14 protein-coding genes are annotated in these 18,713 nt (G+C 73.4%); 4 read left to right on the top strand and 10 right to left on the bottom strand.

Annotation, left to right across the window (positions count from 1 at the left end; genetic code table 11):
* Nucleotides 1-37: 37 nt before the first annotated feature.
* The 7 genes from GWK25_RS23485 to GWK25_RS23455 form a co-directional block, all read right to left on the bottom strand.
* The gene (locus GWK25_RS23485) at nucleotides 38-1,066 is read right to left on the bottom strand and encodes a serine protease (protein WP_215452694.1); all 1,029 of its coding nucleotides are present in this window, start codon (nucleotides 1,064-1,066) and stop codon (nucleotides 38-40) included.
* A gap of 579 nt (nucleotides 1,067-1,645) precedes the next feature.
* Nucleotides 1,646-3,286: a phosphoglucomutase (alpha-D-glucose-1,6-bisphosphate-dependent) gene (gene pgm / locus GWK25_RS23480; RefSeq protein ID WP_215452692.1), complete on the bottom strand. Its 1,641-nt coding sequence runs from the start codon at nucleotides 3,284-3,286 to the stop codon at nucleotides 1,646-1,648.
* Between the two features lie 358 nt (nucleotides 3,287-3,644).
* Complete coding sequence (locus GWK25_RS23475; protein ID WP_215452689.1) at nucleotides 3,645-4,718, bottom strand: MerR family transcriptional regulator; 1,074 nt, start codon at nucleotides 4,716-4,718, stop codon at nucleotides 3,645-3,647.
* Nucleotides 4,719-4,932: 214 nt separating this feature from the next.
* A complete protein-coding gene (locus GWK25_RS23470) occupies nucleotides 4,933-5,940 on the bottom strand; it encodes a DUF5914 domain-containing protein (RefSeq protein WP_215452680.1) in 1,008 nt (335 codons plus the stop codon).
* On the bottom strand, nucleotides 5,937-7,163 hold the full coding sequence (locus tag GWK25_RS23465; protein ID WP_251829003.1) for a phytoene/squalene synthase family protein: 1,227 nt from the start codon (nucleotides 7,161-7,163) through the stop codon (nucleotides 5,937-5,939). Before GWK25_RS23465 ends, GWK25_RS23470 begins: the two co-directional genes overlap by 4 nt.
* Entirely contained in the window at nucleotides 7,160-8,704 is a 1,545-nt protein-coding gene (gene crtI / locus GWK25_RS23460; protein WP_215452679.1) for a phytoene desaturase family protein, read from the bottom strand. Before crtI ends, GWK25_RS23465 begins: the two co-directional genes overlap by 4 nt.
* Nucleotides 8,701-10,008 carry a polyprenyl synthetase family protein gene (locus GWK25_RS23455; RefSeq protein ID WP_215452678.1) on the bottom strand — a complete coding sequence of 436 codons (1,308 nt, stop codon included), beginning with the start codon at nucleotides 10,006-10,008 and terminating at the stop codon, nucleotides 8,701-8,703. Before GWK25_RS23455 ends, crtI begins: the two co-directional genes overlap by 4 nt.
* 389 nt (nucleotides 10,009-10,397) lie before the next feature.
* On the opposite strand from GWK25_RS23455, the gene GWK25_RS23450 reads away from it, so the two are divergent.
* The 4 genes from GWK25_RS23450 to GWK25_RS23435 all read left to right on the top strand — a co-directional run bounded on the left by GWK25_RS23450 (nucleotide 10,398) and on the right by GWK25_RS23435 (nucleotide 14,735).
* The gene (locus tag GWK25_RS23450) at nucleotides 10,398-11,033 is read left to right on the top strand and encodes an RNA polymerase sigma factor (RefSeq protein WP_215457534.1); all 636 of its coding nucleotides are present in this window, start codon (nucleotides 10,398-10,400) and stop codon (nucleotides 11,031-11,033) included.
* Between the two features lie 191 nt (nucleotides 11,034-11,224).
* Nucleotides 11,225-12,448 (top strand): lycopene cyclase family protein, encoded by a 1,224-nt coding sequence (locus GWK25_RS23445; protein WP_215452676.1) that lies wholly within the window; start codon nucleotides 11,225-11,227, stop codon nucleotides 12,446-12,448.
* Nucleotides 12,445-13,173, top strand: a complete 729-nt coding sequence (locus tag GWK25_RS23440; RefSeq protein ID WP_215452673.1) for a methyltransferase domain-containing protein — start codon at nucleotides 12,445-12,447, stop codon at nucleotides 13,171-13,173. The genes GWK25_RS23445 and GWK25_RS23440 overlap by 4 nt, the downstream gene beginning before the upstream one ends.
* Nucleotides 13,170-14,735 (top strand): FAD-dependent oxidoreductase, encoded by a 1,566-nt coding sequence (locus GWK25_RS23435; RefSeq protein WP_215452671.1) that lies wholly within the window; start codon nucleotides 13,170-13,172, stop codon nucleotides 14,733-14,735. The genes GWK25_RS23440 and GWK25_RS23435 overlap by 4 nt, the downstream gene beginning before the upstream one ends.
* A gap of 354 nt (nucleotides 14,736-15,089) precedes the next feature.
* Here the strand turns inward: GWK25_RS23435 and GWK25_RS23430 are convergent, their stop codons facing one another.
* The 3 genes from GWK25_RS23430 to GWK25_RS23420 form a co-directional block, all read right to left on the bottom strand.
* Nucleotides 15,090-16,127 carry a polyprenyl synthetase family protein gene (locus GWK25_RS23430; RefSeq protein ID WP_215452669.1) on the bottom strand — a complete coding sequence of 346 codons (1,038 nt, stop codon included), beginning with the start codon at nucleotides 16,125-16,127 and terminating at the stop codon, nucleotides 15,090-15,092.
* Nucleotides 16,124-17,299 carry a tetratricopeptide repeat protein gene (locus tag GWK25_RS23425; RefSeq protein ID WP_251830111.1) on the bottom strand — a complete coding sequence of 392 codons (1,176 nt, stop codon included), beginning with the start codon at nucleotides 17,297-17,299 and terminating at the stop codon, nucleotides 16,124-16,126. The genes GWK25_RS23430 and GWK25_RS23425 overlap by 4 nt, the downstream gene beginning before the upstream one ends.
* A gap of 178 nt (nucleotides 17,300-17,477) precedes the next feature.
* Complete coding sequence (locus GWK25_RS23420) at nucleotides 17,478-18,668, bottom strand: alginate lyase family protein (protein ID WP_215452667.1); 1,191 nt, start codon at nucleotides 18,666-18,668, stop codon at nucleotides 17,478-17,480.
* Between the last annotated feature and the right edge of the window lie 45 nt (nucleotides 18,669-18,713).

Genomic DNA, 18,713 nt, shown 5'->3' with positions numbered 1-18,713 from the left:
CCTACGTGCTTCAGGTGCTTCAGGTGCTCCAGGTGCTTCAGGTGACGCTGCCCTGGGCGTCGTACATCGCCTTGACCGCGTCGTCGAAGTAGGCGGCCTCGTTCCAGCCGGTCGAGGTGACGGTGCTCATCACGCCGTTGACCGATCCGAGGCCGTTGGAGTCGTTGAACTCACGCAGCCATGGTCCACCGCTGGAGCCGCCGCCGAAGTTGCACTGGAGCTCGATGCCGTTGTCACTGGCAGCGCGTGTCGTGCCCGTGCAGGCCCACTGGATCTCACCGCTGTCGAAGTTCCCCGGGTAGCCGAGGATGGTGACGGGCTGCGTGCGCGAGAAGTTCCAGCTCATTCCGTGGCCGCCGGTGACATTGACGATCTTGTTGCCGTTGAGGGGCCAGGTGGTCACCATGGCCACGTCCCGCCTGAGGTCGCTGCTGTTGATCCAGGCGTTGAACGTGCGCATCTGCTTGGCTGCGAAGGTGCCGAACGGGCGGACCCCGGAGCGGTAGCGCGGCACATAGACCCAGTTCGTCATCCAGGTGCCGCCACTGCCGCCGTGGACGCAGTGCCCGGCCGTGACCACCATCTGTTTCGAGTCGCTGTTGAGGGCGCTCGCCGAACACGCGTACGTGCCGCCGTTGCTGGGGTTGGTGAAGAACACCTTGCCCACCGCGGCGGATTCGTTGATGCGCGGGGCCGCCTGGTCCGAGCGGGCGGGGGCGGACGGGACCGTGCCCGGTTTCCCGGTGGGGTCGGCCTTCGTGGTGGCGGCGCCGGAGGGTGCGGGCGTTCTGTCGAGCGAGACGGCCTTCGCCATCCGCTCCGGTGTCCAGTAGCGCTCCAGCGCGGCGATGTCCTGGGCCGAGTCGACCGGGTCACCGCTCGACAGACGTGCGGTCCGGCCGGCACTGGTCGCGCCGCTCCCGGCGGCGGGATCACCGGCGGGCCGCTCGGCCTGGGTGCGGGCCTGCGCCGGAGCGGGGGCCGCCTCGGCTGTCGTTGCCGTACCTATCAGCGCGAGGACGGTTGCCGCGGCCAGCGGGAGTATCGCGTGTCTGAGACTTCGCACGAAGTAGCTCCTTCGAAGATCGTGGGAGGGCGCACTCGGGAGTGGAGTGCGTACTTCTGACGGCATGACCGACATGGCCGATCGGTGTGCGGGCACAGCGAACCTAGGCCGGTCGAGGACATGCCAAACAGCCTCAGATCAGCCGCTCTCTCCTTGACTCGGGGTAACGCTGCCTATTCGGCCGGTCCGGATTTCCGCTTGCTCTCCGGAAGGGCATGACCCCCGAACGGCGGACCGCTCAGCGGACCTTGGCGAGGGGCTCGACCCTGAGGTGCGACTCCTCGACGTGCTGTTCGCACTCCGGCTTCATCAGGACGCCGCGCAGGACGCGTGAAGATCGGGCCGGGGCCGGTCGTGCCGTCGGCGAGGATGCGCGCGCGTGCGGAGCCGACAGCGCTCAGGGTGGCCGGTTCGACGTTCGGGAAGTGCCTGACGATGTCCGGTTCGGGCTGTTGGCGGAGTGTCAGGTACCCCGAAGCATCGATGAGCCGTGCCTTCGGACCGGCCTGTCGCGGACCCGGGCATCCCGCGGATGCCCGGGTGCCCGCAACCGGCCTGACGCAACGTGAAGGGGCGGCATCAGCCGCCCAGGGCCGTGAGCACCACGGACCGTGCCTCCTCCTGGACCTGGCTCAGATGGTCCGGGCCGAGGAAGGACTCCCCGTAGATCTTGTAGACGTCCTCCGTGCCCGAGGGGCGGGCCGCGAACCAGGCGTTGGCGGTGGAGACCTTGATGCCGCCGAGGGCGGCTCCGTTGCCCGGGGCCTCGGTGAGGACCGATGTCACCGGGTCACCGGCGAGGGTGTCGGCGGTGACCTGGCGCGGGGACAGCTTGGCCAGCAGCGCCTTCTCCTCGCGGGACGCCGGGGCGTCGACGCGCGCGTAGGCGGGGGCGCCGAAGCGGTCGGTCAGCTCGGTGTAGTGCCGCGAGGGGGTCTTGCCGGTGACGGCCGTGATCTCGGAGGCGAGCAGCGCCAGGATGATGCCGTCCTTGTCGGTGGTCCACACCGAGCCGTCGCGGCGCAGGAAGGACGCGCCGGCCGACTCCTCGCCACCGAAGCCGAGCGTGCCGTCGGACAGTCCGTCGACGAACCACTTGAAGCCGACCGGGACTTCGACCAGCGGGCGGCCGACGTCCGCCGCGACCCGGTCGATCATGCTGGACGACACCAGGGTCTTGCCGACGCCGGCGCCCGCGGGCCACTGCTGCCGGTGCGAGAAGAGGTACGAGATCGCCACGGCCAGATAGTGGTTGGGGTTCATCAGCCCCCCGTCCGGCGTGACGATGCCGTGCCGGTCGGCGTCGGCGTCGTTGCCGGTGGCGATGTCGAACCGGTCACGCCGCTCGATCAGGGAGGCCATGGCGTACGGCGAGGAACAGTCCATGCGGATCTTGCCGTCCCAGTCCAGCGTCATGAAGCGCCAGGTGGGGTCGGTGAGCGGGTTGACCACCGTCAGATCGAGCCCGTGCCGTTCGGCGATGCGGCCCCAGTAGGCGACCGAGGCGCCACCCAGCGGGTCGGCGCCGATCCGCACGCCCGCGGACCGGATCGCCTCCAGGTCCAGCACCTCGGGAAGGTCCGCCACGTAGGCGCCGAGGAAGTCGTACCGGCCGGTGCCGGGGGCCGCGAGGGCGCGGGCGTACGGGACGCGCCGTACGTCCTTCAGGCCGCCCGCGATGATGTCGTTGGCGCGGTCCTGGATCCAGGAGGTCGCCTCCGAACCGGCCGGCCCGCCGCTCGGCGGGTTGTACTTGAAGCCGCCGTCGGCGGGCGGGTTGTGCGAGGGCGTGACGACCACGCCGTCGGCGAGCCCGGACGTACGGCCGCGGTTGTGGGTGAGGATGGCGAGCGAGACCGCCGGGGTGGGCGTGTAGCCGTCGGTCTGGTCGATGAGGACGGTCACGTCGTTGGCGGCGAACACCTCCAGGGCCGTGATCCGCGCGGGCTCGGACAGGGCGTGGGTGTCGGCGCCGAGGAAGAGGGGGCCGTCGGTGCCCTGGGCGGCACGGTACTCGCAGATGGCCTGGCTGGTGGCCGCGATGTGGTCCTCGTTGAACGCCGCCGCGAGGGACGAGCCGCGATGTCCCGAGGTGCCGAAGGCCACCCGCTGGCCGGGCTCGGCGGGGTCCGGCCGCAAGGCGTAGTACGCCGTGACCAGACGGGCCACGTCGATGAGGTCCTCGTGCCCGGCGACCTGTCCCGCTCGCGCGTCCTGCATTTCCCCGCTCCTCCGTGAAGGTCGACCGTCGAGGACCGTCGAGGACGGTCCTCCGAGTACGGTCCTCATTCTCCCCTGCCCCACCCGCCGTGACGCACGCGCACCGGGCGGCTGTTGTGGCGTCTGTCGCGCGGGGCGACCGTAAGGGTCGACGAGCAACGGGACGTCGACGTGAGGCGAGAGGCCCGACGGCAGCCCGCCGCCGCGCTGTTCGACGCGCTGGGTCCCGCCCACGAGAAGGCGTTCGCGCGTGCCCCCGTTGCCGTCGCGACGAGACCGGGAACTGAAGCGGGGTCGATGTGCGGCTGACGCGTTGGTCCCGGGCGGGCTCTCCCGCCCGGTGTCCCGGCCGCGCCCGTCACGGTCGCGTCGACGCGGAGAGCGGCACGAGCTCGGTCACCGCGTCCCGCAGTCCGGACGGCCGCGGCAGTCCCTCCGGAGTGCGGCGGCCCCACCCGGGGCCGCACAGAAGAACGGGGCTCTGTCTGCGCGCGCCGCGGATCCCCCAGCGGGTCGCGGCGATGTGCTGGGCCAGCGCCAGGCCGGCGGTGGCCCGCGACTGGGCCCACAGGGCGACCGCGGCCGGGGCGACACGGCGTACGGCCGCGTCCAGTGCCTCGGCCGGGACCGCTCCACCGAGCATCAGCACCGGCACGCTCCGCTCCGCCAGCGCGGCGGCGAGCGCCTCGAACGGCAGTGTGTGGTGCTCGTCGGGGAGACAGGCCAGCAGGACGGGCGCGGCCTCCCCCGCCGGTCCCGGCGTCGAGAGGTACATGTGCCGCAGTGTGGTGGAGATGTGCCAGGACAGCAGGTGCTCGACCTCCACGTACCGGTCGCCCGAGGACTCCCACTTGCGGCCGACCGCCCGCAGGGTGGGCGCCATCACCTCTTCCCACGCCACGACGAGCCCGTAGGCGCGCACGACGGCCAGGAGTTGTTCCTGGACAGCCGCCGCGTCCAGCCGGACGGCGGCACGGGCCAGACCCCGGCATTCCTGGCGCACGTCGCCCAGGGGCAGGGCGGAGGCCGGGGGGTGACCACGCCCTGCCCGGACTGCCGGGACAGCGGGCGCGGGAACCCCGACGTCACCGGGCCGCGCGCCCGGGGACACGACGGTCGCGCGGGGGGCCTCGGCGACCGGCCCCCTCGCCCGCTCCATGGCGGCACGGGCGGCCTCCGCCGGGGGCACTCCCGCGGCCGTCAGCCGGCACATCTCCTGGAGCATCGCCACGTCCTCGGGCGACCAGCGGCGCTGGCGGCCCTCGGCCCGTACGGCGGGCCCCAGGCCGTACCGGCGGTCCCAGGAGCGCAGCGTCGTCGGTGACACCCCCAGCCTGCGTGCGAGGAAGCCCGTCGTCACCCCGTGGCGGGGCAGTTCGGCGATCTGCTCGGGCTCAGGGGCGAAGGCGCCGGGCGCGGGACGTTCCGTCATGGTTCCTGCCTCCTTCCACACCCTGCGTGGGCCACGGGGCGCATGGGCCAGGGCCCGCGTGTCGGCCACGCGCCGTGCGGGCCACGGACGCCCGCACGGCTTGTCTTCCGGCGGACATGGCCGAACGGATGCGCTCCCCGAGCTCGAGATCGCGGCGGCTCCACCGTCGACGCCCGCCGACTCAGACCCGCCCGGTCGCCACCCGCTCCGGTTTTCACCCGGGAAAGCGGCCCGTGGAACGCAGGTGCCGGCGCCGCTCCGCGTAAGCGAGGTCGTCGCGCCACAGGCGGCCCGCGGCAGCCCGTACGAGCGGTCGCAGCAGCGGCGCCGCCTTGCGGGCCAGGGCGAAACCGGGCCGGTCCGAGGCGGCCACGACGGCCTCCACCACGGCTGTCCGGGGCCTGCCCCGGTCGTCCGGGGCCAGCGGTGTCGCATGGGTCTCCACCACCGAGCCCTCGCCCTCGCCCTCGGTGATCCGCATGACGACCGTGCGCGGCTCGGGCGCGGTGAACACCGCCCGCACCGGCACGACGAGTCGCCCGGTGAGCCTGAAGGACACGTCGACCGTGAACCCGTCCTCCTCCCCGACGGGCGCGTCGACGACGGTCAGGTCGACGAAGGAGTACGGATGGAACCAGGCGCCGTGCCACGGATCCAGCCGGTTGGCGACCACGTCCTCCGGCTCGCAGACGCCGACGCCGACATAGACCGCCGACAGCGAGACCGCGCGGTCCGGCCGTACCGGCACCACGGGTGCTTCGAGAGGCGGCTCGCCGCCCACGTCGTCCAGGCGTACCCACACCAGCACACCGTCGTCGTAGGCGGGCAGCGGCTCCCAGCCCGCGAACGGGGCGCCGGACAGGGCGAGTCCGTGCCAGTGGCACAGGAGGGTGCCGCAGCGCACCGGGCTGTCCTTCAGCGGCGCGCCCAGATGGGGGCAGGCGCCGGGCCCGGCGACCAGCCGGCCGTCCGCGGCCCGCCAGACGACGATCTCCCGGCCCGCGATCGTCCGGGCGAGCGGGCGGTCGTCCCGGACGTCCCGGGTCGCGCCGACGACGTACCAGTTGCCCGACGGGCGGGCCTGAGCGCGTTTGAGGGCTTCGGCGATCACGGCCGGGCGGGCCTCTCGCCAGGTCGGCCGCTGGCGTTCCCAGGGCACCGGGTCGCGGTTCAGGGACAGGGGATACCGGCGGCGGCCGCGGTCGGGGCGTCGAGGGCTCACGCGACCTCCTCGTGGAGCGGGTGGGGCGGGGTGGTGACGGCGGTCGGCTCATGTCCGGCGGCGGGTGCGGCTGGCGTGGTGTCCGGCTGCCGCGGTCCCGGCCGCCGTGCCCCGGCGCGCGCCGCTCGTGCCGCCCGTGCCGCCGCCAGGCGTACGAGCCCGTCGACGGCCACCGCTGCGCGCCGTCGGCGGGGGACCACCGCCCGGCGGTGCAGCACCGCGTAGCCGTCGCGGGCGACGGCGTCCAGGATCCCCCCGTACAGCACGAACGCGGTGCGGATGCAGGGGCGTGAGACGGGGTCGAGCATGGCGAGGCCCGGGGTCGCCTCCCGGTAGACACCACGGGTGAGGACCTCGAAGGCCCGCAGTGCCTCGGTGATCCGCCGGTCGCGTCGACCGGTGCGGCGGCTCCACGACAGCAGTTCCCGGTCCACTCCATGTGCGCTCAACAGGTCGGCGGGCAGGTAGACGCGGCCGCGGTCGAGATCCTCGCCGACGTCCCGCAGGAAGTTGGTCAGTTGGAAGGCCACCCCGAGGGCGGCCGCGTGCGGGGCGGCCTCCTCGCGCGGGACCACCGTGCCGAGGATCGGCAGCATCTGCAGCCCGATCACGGCGGCGGAGCCGTGCATGTAGGTGCGCAGGTCGTCGTAGGTCGGGTAGTCGGTGACCTCCAGGTCGCTGCGCATGGAGGCCATGAAGTCGCTGAAGTGCCGGTGGTCGATGGCGTACCGGCGGGCCGTGTCGGCGAGCGCGAGGACGACCGGCTCGTCACCGCCGCCGACATCGATTCCGACGTCGATTCCGACGTCGGTGCCCGCATCGATGCCGTCACCGGTCACGTCACTGATGCCGTGGCCGTCGGTCCGGGCGTGACCGTCCGTTCGTTTGTGACCGTCCGGTCGGGCGTGGGAGTCCGTTCGGGCGTGGGAGTCCGTTCGGGCGTGGGCGTCGCGCAGTCCGCGTTCCAGCCGTTCGTGGAGGAGCGCGAGGTCCGCCGCGCGGCGGTGCGCGGGTGCGTAGGTGTCCAGGGAGTCGACGATGTCGTCGGCCCAGCGGGCGAACCCGTAGAGCGCGTGCACGGCGGGGCGGCGTTCCACGGGCAGCAGCCGGGTGGCGAGGAAGTAGGTCCTGCCGTGCCGGGCGTTGAGGCGGCGGCAGCGCGTGTAGGCGTCGCGCAGCACCGGCTCGGTGATGCCCGCCGCGTCGAGTTCGCGGGCGGTCATGAGGGGGTTCCTTCCGGTGCGGCCGACGCGGTGCGCCGACGCCTGGGGACGGGGGTCGTGTGTCGGCCGGTGATGCGGGCGGCGGCGAGCTTGCCGGACAGCAGGACGGTCGGCACGCCCACACCGGGGGTGGTGCCGCAGCCGGCGAGTACGGCGTTGGCGGTGCCACGAACGAGGTTGCGCGGCCGGAACGGGCCGGTCTGCGCGAAGGTGTGGGCGGCTGAGAAGGGGGTGCCCGCCGCGTGGCCCTGGGCGTGCCAGTCGGCCGGGGTGACGAGCGCCTGCTCCTCGACGGCGTCGGCGAGGCCGTCGACGCCGCGGCGTTCCAGCTCCCGCAGGATGCTGTCGCGGTAGCGGGGAGCGAGGTCGCCCCACGCAGCGGCGTCCGGTCCGATGTCGGTGTTGGGGCAGGGCGCGAGGATGTAGTGCAGGTGGTGGCCGGGCGGGGCGAGCGTCGGGTCGGTGGCGGTCGGGCGGGTGATCAGCAGGGACGGGTCGCTCATCAGGCTTCCGGTGCGGGTGAGTTCGTCGAAGGTGCGTCGCCACGCGGTGCCGAAGGACAGGGTGTGGTGCGCGAGTCGGGGCCAGGTCCGGTCGGTGCCGGCATGCAGGACGACGGCCGACGGCGCGTGCCTGATCCGCAGCGGTCGGCGCGGCGGGCGGCCCAGCAGGGCGTAGGCGACGGGCAGGTCGGGGGTGAGGACGACGGCGTCGCACGGGATGCGCTCCTGTGCGGTGACCACGGCGGTGACGCGGTCGCCGGAGCGTTCCAGCCGGGTGACATCCTGCCCGAACCGCAGGTCCGCGCCCGCTTCGGCGGCGGCGTCCGCCATGGCCCGCGGCAGGGCGTGCATCCCGCCGCGGGGGAAGTACACGCCGGCCACGGTGTCCATGTAGGCGATCACGGCGTAGGCGGCGAGGGCACGCGCCGGCGGGACGCCCGCGTAGAGCGCCTGGAAGGAGAAGACCCGGCGCAGGCGTTCGTCGCGCAGATGGCGGCCGATTCCGGCGTCCAGCCGTCCGAAGCCGCCGAGCGCGGCGAGCCGCGCGAGGTCCGGGGTGAGCAGTTGGAAGGGGGAGTCGAAGTTGGTGTCGATGAAGCGTCTCATCTGCGCCCGGTACAGCCGCTCCAGCCAGCCGCGCAGCCGCCGGTAGCCCGCGGCCTCCTCGACGCCCGCGAAGCGTTCGACCTCTGCCTCCATGGCGTCGGCGTCGGTGTGGACGTCGAGGCCGCTGCCGTCGGCGAACAGGGCCCGGTAGGCCGGGTGCAGGGGGATGAGGTCGACGCGGTCGCGCAGGGTGGTGCCGACCGCGGCGAAGGCCTCGTCGGCGAACTCGGGCATGGTCAGCACGGTGGGGCCGGTGTCGATGCGGTAGCCGCCGCGCTCCAGGCGTCCGGCGCGGCCGCCGGGCAGCGGGTCGCGCTCGACGAGGGTGACCCGGCGGCCGGCTCCGAGCAGGTGGAGGGTGGCCGCCAGGCCGGAGAGTCCGGCGCCGACGACCACCACGTGGTCCGTGCGCCCGGGAACGGTCCTGGTCATCGGGCGGCCCCTTCGACGGCGCCCAGCAGCAGCGAGACGGGCACACCGTCCAGGGGGCCGTGAGCGTCGGAGGAGGGAGGCGGAGGTGACGGGGCGCCGGCCGTGGTGTGCAGGAGTTCCCGCAGGCGCAGTCGGCCCTCGGCCTCCAGTGGGGCGGACTCGAGGTGACGCAGGCCCTGGGCGGCGAGACGCTCGATCTTCGCCTCGACGATGTCGCGCGCGCCGGTGCGGACCAGGACGTCACGGACCTCGGCGAGACGGTGCTCCGGCAGATCGGCCCGGCCGAGGGACTGCCCCAGCACAGCGAGGGCGTGTCGGTCGTCGGCCGCCTCGGCCCGGGCCTGTGCCACGGCGACCAGGTAGGTGGGCTTGCCGGCCCGGATGTCTCCCCCGGTGGGTTTGCCGACGTGCCGGGGGCCGCCGAAGACGTCGCCGAGGTCGTCCCGGAGCTGGAAGGCGATGCCGACGCAGCGGCCGGCCGAGCACAGGGCGCGGGTCCTCGCGGCGTCCGCGCCCGCCAGCGCCGCCCCGAGGGCCAGGGGGCGCTCCACCGAGTACAGGGCGCTCTTCAGGCAGGCGGCGCGGATCGCGCGGGCCAGCGACCTGGAGGAGGTCGCCTGGCCCTGGATGTCCAGGTACTGACCGGCCACCATCTCGGTGCGCATGGTGCTCCACAGCTCGCGCACTGCGCGCTCGGCGGCCGGTGTCGCCCTGGTGGCCGCAACGATGTCGTCGGCCCAGGCCAGGGCCAGATCGCCGGCGAGAATGGCCGCGGCCTCTCCGAAACGCGTCCCGGGGACCGGCTCCATGACGTCGGCGTACTGCGCGGCGATGTCGGCGTGCAGGGCGAGTCGGCCGCGGCGCGTCCGGGAGCCGTCCATGACGTCGTCGTGGACCAACGCGCAGGTCTGGATGAGTTCGAGCGCGGCGCCGATCCGCAGGGCGGCCTCCGTCTCGGCGGCTCCTCCCCCGCACGCCCGCAGGGCCCACCAGACGAAGCGGGGCCGCATGAGCTTGCCTCCCTCCGAGGCGAAGCGCGCGACCCGCTCGGCCAGATCCCCCGCGAAGACCGGGTCGAGCGCGGCGGCCCGCTCGGTGCGCTCCGCCAGCAGACCCTCCAGCACACGTCGTACGGCCCCGGGGACGTCGCGGTCGACGGCGTGGGGCCCGCGGTCGACCGCGTGCGGCCGGCATTCGACCGCGTGCGGCCCGTACGCGTCCGCCGGCATGAGTGAGGGGTCCTCCTCACCGGATCCGGGCGGTGACGCTGCCGCGGGGTGATCCTTCGCGTCGCTTGGGCCCATCGGGGTTCCTTCCGTCGCCGGCAACAGCGGTGTCTGCTTCAACGCCTTCCGTGGCAGAGGCGCGCACGGATGCGCCGGAGGAGTGAAAAGGTGCGGCCGGTTCGCGCTGAGCGCCCGAACGCGCCGGGCGCGCGCTCCAGTGCGGCGCGTCGGCGAAGCGATGCGAAGGGACGCCAGGCGCTGCGAAGCGATGCGGTACGCCCAAAGCGCTGCACAGGCGATGCAAGTTGTCTCCCTACGGTCCGCCCTCGCAGGGTGGAGGAGTCGCAGCAGCCGGCGCACGAGCCGGTTCGAACGGGACGGGTGCCCCGCAGTCCGTCCGTCACCCCGTGGGACCCGACGGACCACAGCCCGCACAAGGAGCAGACGCCATGACTGTCATGACTCCCATGACCGCGCAACAGGCCACCAGGCACACCCACGACGGCGTACCGCCCCGGCCCCCGGCGGACGACTCCCCCGCGGGCGAGGACCTGGCCGCCGGTTTCGTCGCCGGGGACGAGGGCAGCCTGACCGCCGCGTACCACCGGTGGGGTCCCCTCGTGTTCACCCTGGCCCGGCGTTCCCTCGGCGACGCCCGGGAGGCGGAGGACGTCCGGCAGTCGGTGTTCCTCGCCGCCTGGCGCGGACGCGCCGGTTACGCCCCGGAGCGCGGCCCCCTGGGTGCCTGGCTCGTCGGCATCACCCGACGCAAGATCGCCGACGCCTTGGCGGCGCGGACGCGGCGGGCCGAACTCGTGGCGGCGGCCGGAGCGCGCCTGACCGAGGCGCCCGTGAACCCCGAGACACTGCCCGACGCCGTGCTCGACCGGGTCCTGATCGACCGGGAGTTCACCCGGATCCCGGCCCCTCAGCGCCTGGTGCTCACCCTCGCCTTCTACGACGACCTGACGCAGACGCAGATCGCCGAGGTCACCGGCTGGCCGCTGGGAACGGTCAAGAGCCACGCGCGGCGCGGGCTGCGGCGCCTGAGTCATCGTCTGCGCGAGGAAGGCGTCCTGGACGTCCTGGAACCCTCGGCGTGACACGGGAGCCGATGCGGTGCGGTGCTGCACGGGAATCGATGCGGCATCGATGCGGAATCGATGCGAGTTCGGACGCGTTCGATCTGGAGTTCGGGGACTGGGCGAACCGCTCCCCGTCCGTCGAGCCTGTCGCCGTGGCGGCCCCCGAGGCGGAAAGCTTGCGGAGGGCCATCACGAGGAGGAAGCGGCACGTGCTGGAAGCTGATGTGGCCATCGTGGGCGCGGGGGCGGCCGGCCTGTCCCTCGCCCACCGTCTGTCACGACGCGCCCCCGGCGAACCCCGCCTGTCGGTGATCCTGCTGGACGCGCCCCCCGGCCCGCTGCGTCCCCCGAGCCGTACCTGGTGCTTCTGGGAGAAGGGGCCCGGCCCGTACGACGAGGCCCTCGGTGCCGTGTGGCGGCGGCTGCGGACGCGTACCCCCGAGGGCCGCATCCTCCAGCACGACATCGCGCCCCTGGCCTACAAGATGCTCCGCTCCGACGACTTCGAGGACCTCGTCACCCGCGAACTGGCCCGCGGCGACGAGGTCCGCCGGCTGGAAGCGGCCCTCGAGACGGTGGACGGCATCCCCGGGGGCGCTGAGATCCGCGCCCGTTCCGGCCGGGGCACCCCTTTGTCGGTCCGCGTCCGCTGGGTCTTCGACTCCCGGCCCCTCGGGAGCCTGCCCCCGGCCCGCACCACCCTGTTGCAGCACTTCCGTGGCTGGTTCGTCCGCACCCCTCGACCGGTGTTCGACGCCGAGACGGTGGAGTTCATGGACTTCCGGGTACCCCAGCCACCCGGCGGGCTCGCCTTCGGCTATGTCCTGCCCACCGACAGCCGCCGCGCGCTGGTGGAGTACACGGAGTTCTCCCGCGCCGTCCTGCCCCGCGACGCCTACGACAGCGCGCTGCGTCGCTACAGCGAGGACGTGCTGGGGTTGCGCGGTTTCGAGGTCGTCGCGACGGAGAGCGGAGTCATCCCGATGACCGACGCGCGGTACAACCGCCGGGCGGGCCCTTCGGTGTTCCGCATCGGTACGGCGGGAGGCGCCACGCGGCCCTCCACGGGCTACACCTTCTCCGCGATCCAGCGGCAGACCCGAGCGATCGCCGCCGCGCTCCGCGCGGGCCGGAACCCGGTGCCTCCCCCGGCCCACACGGCCCGTTCGCGCGCGATGGACGCGGTGCTGCTGAGGGCACTGGACAGCGGCCGTGTCGACGGCGCCGCGTTCTTCACCGGACTGTTCTCGCGGGTTCCGGCGGAACGGCTGCTGCGGTTCCTGGACGGGGAGACACGCCTCCACGAGGACCTCGCCCTCGGCCTGCGCACGCCCGTGCTGCCGATGCTCCGCTCCGCGGCGGAGCTGTCCTGGCTGCCCCGCGTCCCCGCCGAGCAGCCCTTTTCCGTGCCCCCCACCGAGGAGATCCCATGACGCTGCTCCGCGACGAGGACCTGGCCGCCGCGTTCGACCACGCCTCGCGCAGCTACGACACCCTGGTGTCCGCGAATCCCGGCTATCACGGCCAGTTGCGCCGCTCGGCGCGCCGTCTCGGGCTCTCCGCGCGGGGAGCCGGTCTGCGCGTCCTCGACCTCGGCTGCGGGACCGGCGCGTCCACCGCCGCGCTCGCCGCCGTCCTCCCCGAGGCCGAGATCACCGCCGTGGACGCCTCGGCGGGCATGCTGGAACGCGCCGCCCGCAAGCCGTGGCACGAGGGAGTGAGCTTCGTGCACGCGCCCGCCGAACGGCTGACGGAGGCCGGCGTGGAGGGGCCGTTCGACGCGGTGTTCGCCGCCTATCTCTTCCGGAACGTCTCCGATCCCGACGCCGTCCTGTCGGCCGTGCGGGGCGTCCTGGCTCCCCGGGGCCGCCTGGCGGTGCACGAGTACACGCTCAGCGGCCGGGCCGTCGACCGCGCCGTGTGGACGGGTGTGTGCCGCGGCCTGGTCCTGCCTGTGGCGACCGTCCTCGGCGACGGCGGCCTCTACCGCCATCTGTGGCGCAGCGTCGTGGAGTTCGACACCGCCGACGGCTTCGCCGCCCGGGTCCGCTCCCACGGCTTCGAAGCCGTGCGGGCCCTGCCCCTGCCCGGCTGGCAGACCGGCATCACGCACACGATCGTCGCCCGCCGCCCGGCCGCGGCGGAGGACGGCCGATGAGGGCCCGCCGGGGGAACGACCCGCTGAGGCCCGGCAGGGACCGCCGGATCCGCAGGATGAACCCGGTGCCCGGCGCCCCGCGCTGCATGGGCGACCGGTCTCCGACGACCGCTGTCGTCGGGGGCGGCATCGCCGGGCTGGCGGCCGCGACGGCGCTCGCGGAACGCGGTGTGCGGGTCACCCTCCACGAACGGGAGGAGACCCTCGGCGGACGTCTGGCCGGTCGGCCCACCGTGCTGTCCGACGGGACCACCGTCACCATGAGCCGTGGCTTCCATGCGTTCTTCCGCCAGTACTACAACCTGCGCGGACTGCTGCGGCGGACCGACCCCGGCCTGACCCGTCTACGGGGCCTGCCGGACTACCCTCTGCGGCACGCCGACGGAATGTACGACAGTTTCCGCCGCGTCCCGCGCACCCCGCCGTGGAGCGCGCTGGGGTTCGTCGCCCTGAGCCCCTCCTTCGGGCTGCGGGACCTGGTCCGTATGAACCCGGTCGCCGCACTGCCCCTCCTGGACGTGCGGGTCCCCGAGGTCCACACCCGTCTCGACGACGTCAGCGCACGCGACTTCCTCGACGCGATCCGCTTCCCCGAGGCCGCGCAACACCTCGCGTTCGAGGTGTTCTCCCGCAGTTTCTTCGCCGACCCCCGCGAACTGTCCGCGGCCGAGATGGTCCTCATGTTCCACATCTACTTCCTCGGCTCGGCGGAAGGACTCCTGTTCGACGTCCCCGACGAGCCTTTCCCCACCGCCTTGTGGGACCCCCTCGCCGCCTATCTGCGCGGCCACGGCGCCGACCTGCGCACCGGGACCCCGGTCGAGGCGGTCGAGCCCACGCCCGACGGCGGTTTCCTCGTCGCCACCGGCGAGGAGGAACGGCGTTACGACGCGGTCGTCCTGGCCCTGGACACGGGGGGCCTGCGTTCCCTCGTCCAAGCTTCCCCGCGCCTGGCGGACGCCGCCTGGCGCGAGCGGGTGGCGGCGCTGCGCAGCGCGCCGCCCTTCCTGGTCTCCCGTCTGTGGCTGGACCGCCCCGTCGCCGCCGAGCGTCCCGGCTTCCTGGGCACCGCCGGCTACGGCACGCTCGACAATGTCAGCGTGCTCGAACGCTGGGAGGGTGAGGCCGCGCGCTGGGCCGCCCGCACCGGGGGGTCCGTCGTGGAGCTGCACGCCTACGCACTGTCGGAGCGCACGCCCCACGACGTCGAACAGAAGCGTCTGCTGGAGCAGTTGCACCGGGTGTACCCCGAGACGCGTGCGGCGACGGTGCTGGACGAACGGCACGAGTGGCGGGCCGACTGCCCCCTGTTCTCAGTCGGCGGGTACGGCGACCGGCCCACGGTGCGCACCAGCGACCCCGCTCTGGTGGTGGCCGGTGATCTGGTCCGCACCGGCCTCCCGGTCGCCCTCATGGAGCGGGCGGCCACCAGCGGATTCCTCGCCGCCAACGCGCTGCTGGAGCGATGGGGCGTCAGGGGCCAGACCCTGTGGACCGTCCCCGACGGCGGCCGCGGCCCTCTGCGCCGGCTGGCCCGCCTCGGCGGTCCGATGACGCCTTAACCAGAGGGAGGTCACGGACAACAGCCCGGTGAAGACCACCAGAAGCAGCACGGACGCCCACATGGGCCGGCTCCCGGGACGCGTCCACCCCTCCGCGGCCGCCGACACCGCCCACAGGAAGGCGGCCGTCGCGTAGAAGGTGCGTATCCGGCGCAGTTGCCGCACTGCGGGCAGCGGCATCAGGTGGTCTTCTCTCGGCGTCATGCCGCCCCGTGTACCCCTGTCCCCACGGTTAACCGTCACGTGTGAAGAAGACGCGGCGGTCGGCGCGGCCGAGTTGGGGTGCCCCGGCCGGGCAGGTGCGAACGCGTTCGCACCTGCCCGGCCGGGGCCGACGGAAGCGGGACCCGCTCCTCAGAGGTCGCGTCGTACCAGGTACGCCGACAGCGCCCGCAGTTCGTCCGAGGCCCCGCCCTCCGACGAAACGTCGGCCAGTGCGGCCTCCGCGGCGGCAATGTGGGCCCGCGCCTCGTCCAGCGCCGCCGCCCGGCCGCCCGCCGCCTCGACGAGCTCGGCCGCCTCCCGCGGGTCGCCCCCCGACTTCAGCAACACGGCCAGCCGCCGCGCCGCGGAGGACGGGGAGTCGAGCGCGGCCAGGACGGGGAAGGTCTTCTTGCGTTCCCGGAGGTCGCCGTGCACGGGTTTGCCGGTGACGTCGGGGTCGCCCCAGATACCCAGCACGTCGTCGACGATCTGGAAGGCCAGGCCGAGACGGCGGCCGACCCGGTCGAGCGCCGAGACGACGGGCGGCGGGCCACCGCCGAGCAGCGCGCCGAGCGCGGCCGCGCTCCCGAGCAGCGCCCCGGTCTTGTGCTCGGCCATCACCCGGTACTCCGCGGGCCGCACCCGCTCGGGCCCCGTCCAGGGGCGCGCTGCGAACAGCAGGTCCTCCGCCTGCCCGTGCACCAGGTCGCCCAGCGCCACCGACAGTACGCGTACCGCGGCGGCACCCTCCTCGGTGGCCGCGAGCGTCTCGACGGCCAGTGCGAACAGGGCGTCGCCCGCGAGCACCGCGGGCCCCGTGCCGTAGGCCTTCCACACGGCGGGGCGACGGCGGCGGGCCGCGTCCCCGTCCATGATGTCGTCGTGCAGCAGCGAGAAGGTGTGCACCAACTCCACCGCGACCGCCGCGGGCACCCCGGCCCGCCCCGGGGCACCCACCGCCTCGGCCCCGAGCACGGCCAGTGCCTGCCTCACTCCCTTGCCCTCGGACGCGGTGGCGGGGGCGCCGCCCACCTCGCACCAGCCGAAGGAGTACGCGGCCATCTCGCCCACCCAGGGGTGCAGCCGGCCGACGGCCTCCACCAGCGCCGGGCGCGCCAGCGCGCGGCAGCGTTCCAGCACGAGCGGGACATCCGTCGGCACCCGCACCGCCGAGGAGACCGGGGTCACCGTACGACCTCCGCCCGCACACCGCGATCGGCTGCCCGCTCCCGACGGGCCGCCCCGTCGCCGAGACCCTGCCCGCCCAGGCCCTCGCGACCTCCCTGGCCGCGTACGGTGCGCTCGGCATCCCGGCCCGGACCGACCTCGGCCTGGTCCCGCAGACCGAGTTCCTCCAGCGCCCGTGCCACCATCTGTCGCGCGTGCCGTAGCCCGATCCGGTCCAACTCCCCTGCCAGGTCGTCCAGTTCGGCAGCGGTCTCGGCGTGGCTCCGGCCGAGCCGGGCGAGGGACTTGGCCAACCCCAGCCTGGCCAGCGCTTCCCCGCGCGGCTCGCTCATCTCGCGGAACTCCGCGAGCGCAAGCTCGTACGTGTCCCGCGCCTCGGTGTAACGCCCCGCGCGGTAGAGGACGTTGCCACGCATCTTGTGGTTGTAGGCCAGCGCGCTGGAGAGCCGCATCTCCCGGCAGACGGCCTCCGCCTCCGACAGCAGGGCGAGCGCCCGCTCGACGTCCCCGTCCCGTGCCGAGACGATGTCGGCGAGCCCGCGCAGTGCCCAGGCGTGCCCGCGCCGGTCCTCGGCGCCCTCGGCTATCGCGGCCGCCTCTTCGAACATCGCGTAGGCACTGTCGTAGGACCCTCGTTGGCGGTGGATCTGCGCGATGCCCTCCAGCGCCCACACCGTGTGCCGCGCCTCCCCTCGCCGACGGGCCTCGGCCAGCAGCTGTTCGTGCAGCTGGGCGACGGCCTCGTAGTCGCCCTGGATCCTGCCCGTCTCAGCCAGTCCGGCGAGGGAGTAGCCGCGCACGACGACGTCCCCGCCCCGCTTGCCCATCTCGGCCGCCAGACCGAGCAGCCGCCGGGCCAGGGCGAACGAGCCGCGTTGCCGGGCCAGCGTGCCGCCGCTCCACAGGGCCCAGGCCATCGCTCCCTGGTCACCCACCGCTCTGGCCGCACGGTAGCTCGCCTTCCACGCCCGGTCGGCCTCCCCGATCTGCCCCAGCCGACGGTGCGCCTCGGCCACGGCGAGCCCGGAGCGGGCCGCCTCGCCGTGTTCCCCGGCGCGCTCGGCCTCTCTCAACTGCCGCGTGCCGGCCGCCAGTACCTCGGTGAGGGAGGAATTCACGGACAGTGTGGTCAGAGCGCCCTGGTATTCGGGTGCGAACGCCTTGCCGTACATGGAACCCTTTCGGTGCATGCGCTCTATACACTCTGCGTATACATGATGTGTATAGAGTGCGAAAATCGACGCCGCCCCAAGGAGTCGGGGCGGCGCCCGTCACCGATCAAGATGCCGTGGGCACCGGTAGGGTTGCTCGTGAGGCGTAGATCACCTCACAACCTCCCTCGTACGGCGCTCAGTTGGGGTTGCCCGCGTGGGTGAGCGTCGCCCAGGCGTTGAAGTAGTTGTCCGTGCCCGACGGCCTGCGCGCCTCGGTGTACCTCTGGGTGTGGGACATCGCGATGCCGAGGCGGTGGTGAAGGGCGTTGAAGGCGACCTCGGTGACACGTCCGAGCCCCTTGGCGACGGAGCCGCCACACAGCCAGGAGGGCACGGTGGTGCCGTTCTCGTAGGAGGTGTGGAAGCCGAGGGCGTGGCGCAGCCGGTCCTGGATCCTGGGGTAGAGGTCCTGGCCCTGGATCCGGCTGGTCTCGGCGATGTTCGCGATGGAGGCGATTCCCCAGCCGGTGTGCCCGAAGTCGCGGCACGTCTCCTGGGCGAGACCGTCGGTGAAGGTGCTCTGCCCCTGCCAGTACTTGACGATCTCGGCGCTGGTGTCGATGCTGCTGCCCGCGGGCGGCTCCGGCAGGTCACCGTCACCGTTCAGGTAGACGTACGCCGGCACGCGGGCGAGGTAAGTGCGGACGGCCTTGTCGTAGGCGGCGCGGTCCTCGATGAACACGGAGATGCCCAGCGCCGCCTCGGTCATGACCAGTTCCCAGTTGCCGTTCTTGGTGGAGGCGCCGTTGATCACCTCTGGGAGGTACACGTCGCGCAGCATGGTCGCGAACCGGCCCGCGCCCGGCCAGCCGCCGTCGTAGGTGTACTTGATGATCTCGGCGGCGCGCGGCCAGGTGGAACCCGCCCAGCCCGTCTGCAGCGGGGCGTTGCTGTTGGTGTGGTCCTTGATCGTCGCGGACCAGGCGTCCATGATCTCGATCGACTTCCTGGCGTACCGGCCGTCCCGGGTGAAGTACCAGGCGAGCGCCTGCGTGTAGGCCGCGATGGCGTCCTGGCGCTCGTCGGTGCAGCCGTTGTTGGGGTTGGACGACGAACCGCACTCGACGACGGGCCGCGGTTTCGCGGCACGCGACAACGAGGCGTAGGAGCTGGCCATCATGGCGTCGTACGCGGCCTTCCACGGCTGTTGACCCGCCTGCACCTTCGACCGGGCGTGGTCGAGCTGACCCCGGCTCACCAGCACACCGGGATGGGCGAAGGCGGCCGGCGCGGCCGACGCGCGCGGGGCGGGGCCGGTGAACTGAACACTCAACAGCCCGGCCAGCAGGGCGAGCACACCGAGCAGGGCGGTTCTCGTGCGTGGCATCCGGTGACCTCTTCCGCTCAGGAGATTTCATTCAGGGATGAGAAC

The sequence above is a fragment of the Streptomyces sp. ATCC 21386 genome (assembly GCF_018728545.1).
GTDB lineage: Bacteria > Actinomycetota > Actinomycetes > Streptomycetales > Streptomycetaceae > Streptomyces.
This window is presented reverse-complemented; position numbering and strand designations above follow the sequence as displayed.

Bases quoted from the DNA above. Each gene is read 5' to 3' on its own strand.
- pgm (WP_215452692.1), bottom strand. From the start codon at position 3,286: ATGCAGGACGCGCGAGCGGGACAGGTCGCCGGGCACGAGGACCTCATC.
- GWK25_RS23475 (WP_215452689.1), bottom strand. From the start codon at position 4,718: ATGACGGAACGTCCCGCGCCCGGCGCCTTCGCCCCTGAGCCCGAGCAG.
- GWK25_RS23465 (WP_251829003.1), bottom strand. From the start codon at position 7,163: ATGACCGCCCGCGAACTCGACGCGGCGGGCATCACCGAGCCGGTGCTG.
- crtI (WP_215452679.1), bottom strand. From the start codon at position 8,704: ATGACCAGGACCGTTCCCGGGCGCACGGACCACGTGGTGGTCGTCGGC.
- GWK25_RS23455 (WP_215452678.1), bottom strand. From the start codon at position 10,008: ATGGGCCCAAGCGACGCGAAGGATCACCCCGCGGCAGCGTCACCGCCC.
- GWK25_RS23450 (WP_215457534.1), top strand. From the start codon at position 10,398: ATGACCGCGCAACAGGCCACCAGGCACACCCACGACGGCGTACCGCCC.
- GWK25_RS23440 (WP_215452673.1), top strand. From the start codon at position 12,445: ATGACGCTGCTCCGCGACGAGGACCTGGCCGCCGCGTTCGACCACGCC.
- GWK25_RS23435 (WP_215452671.1), top strand. From the start codon at position 13,170: ATGAGGGCCCGCCGGGGGAACGACCCGCTGAGGCCCGGCAGGGACCGC.
- GWK25_RS23425 (WP_251830111.1), bottom strand. From the start codon at position 17,299: ATGTACGGCAAGGCGTTCGCACCCGAATACCAGGGCGCTCTGACCACA.
- GWK25_RS23420 (WP_215452667.1), bottom strand. From the start codon at position 18,668: ATGCCACGCACGAGAACCGCCCTGCTCGGTGTGCTCGCCCTGCTGGCC.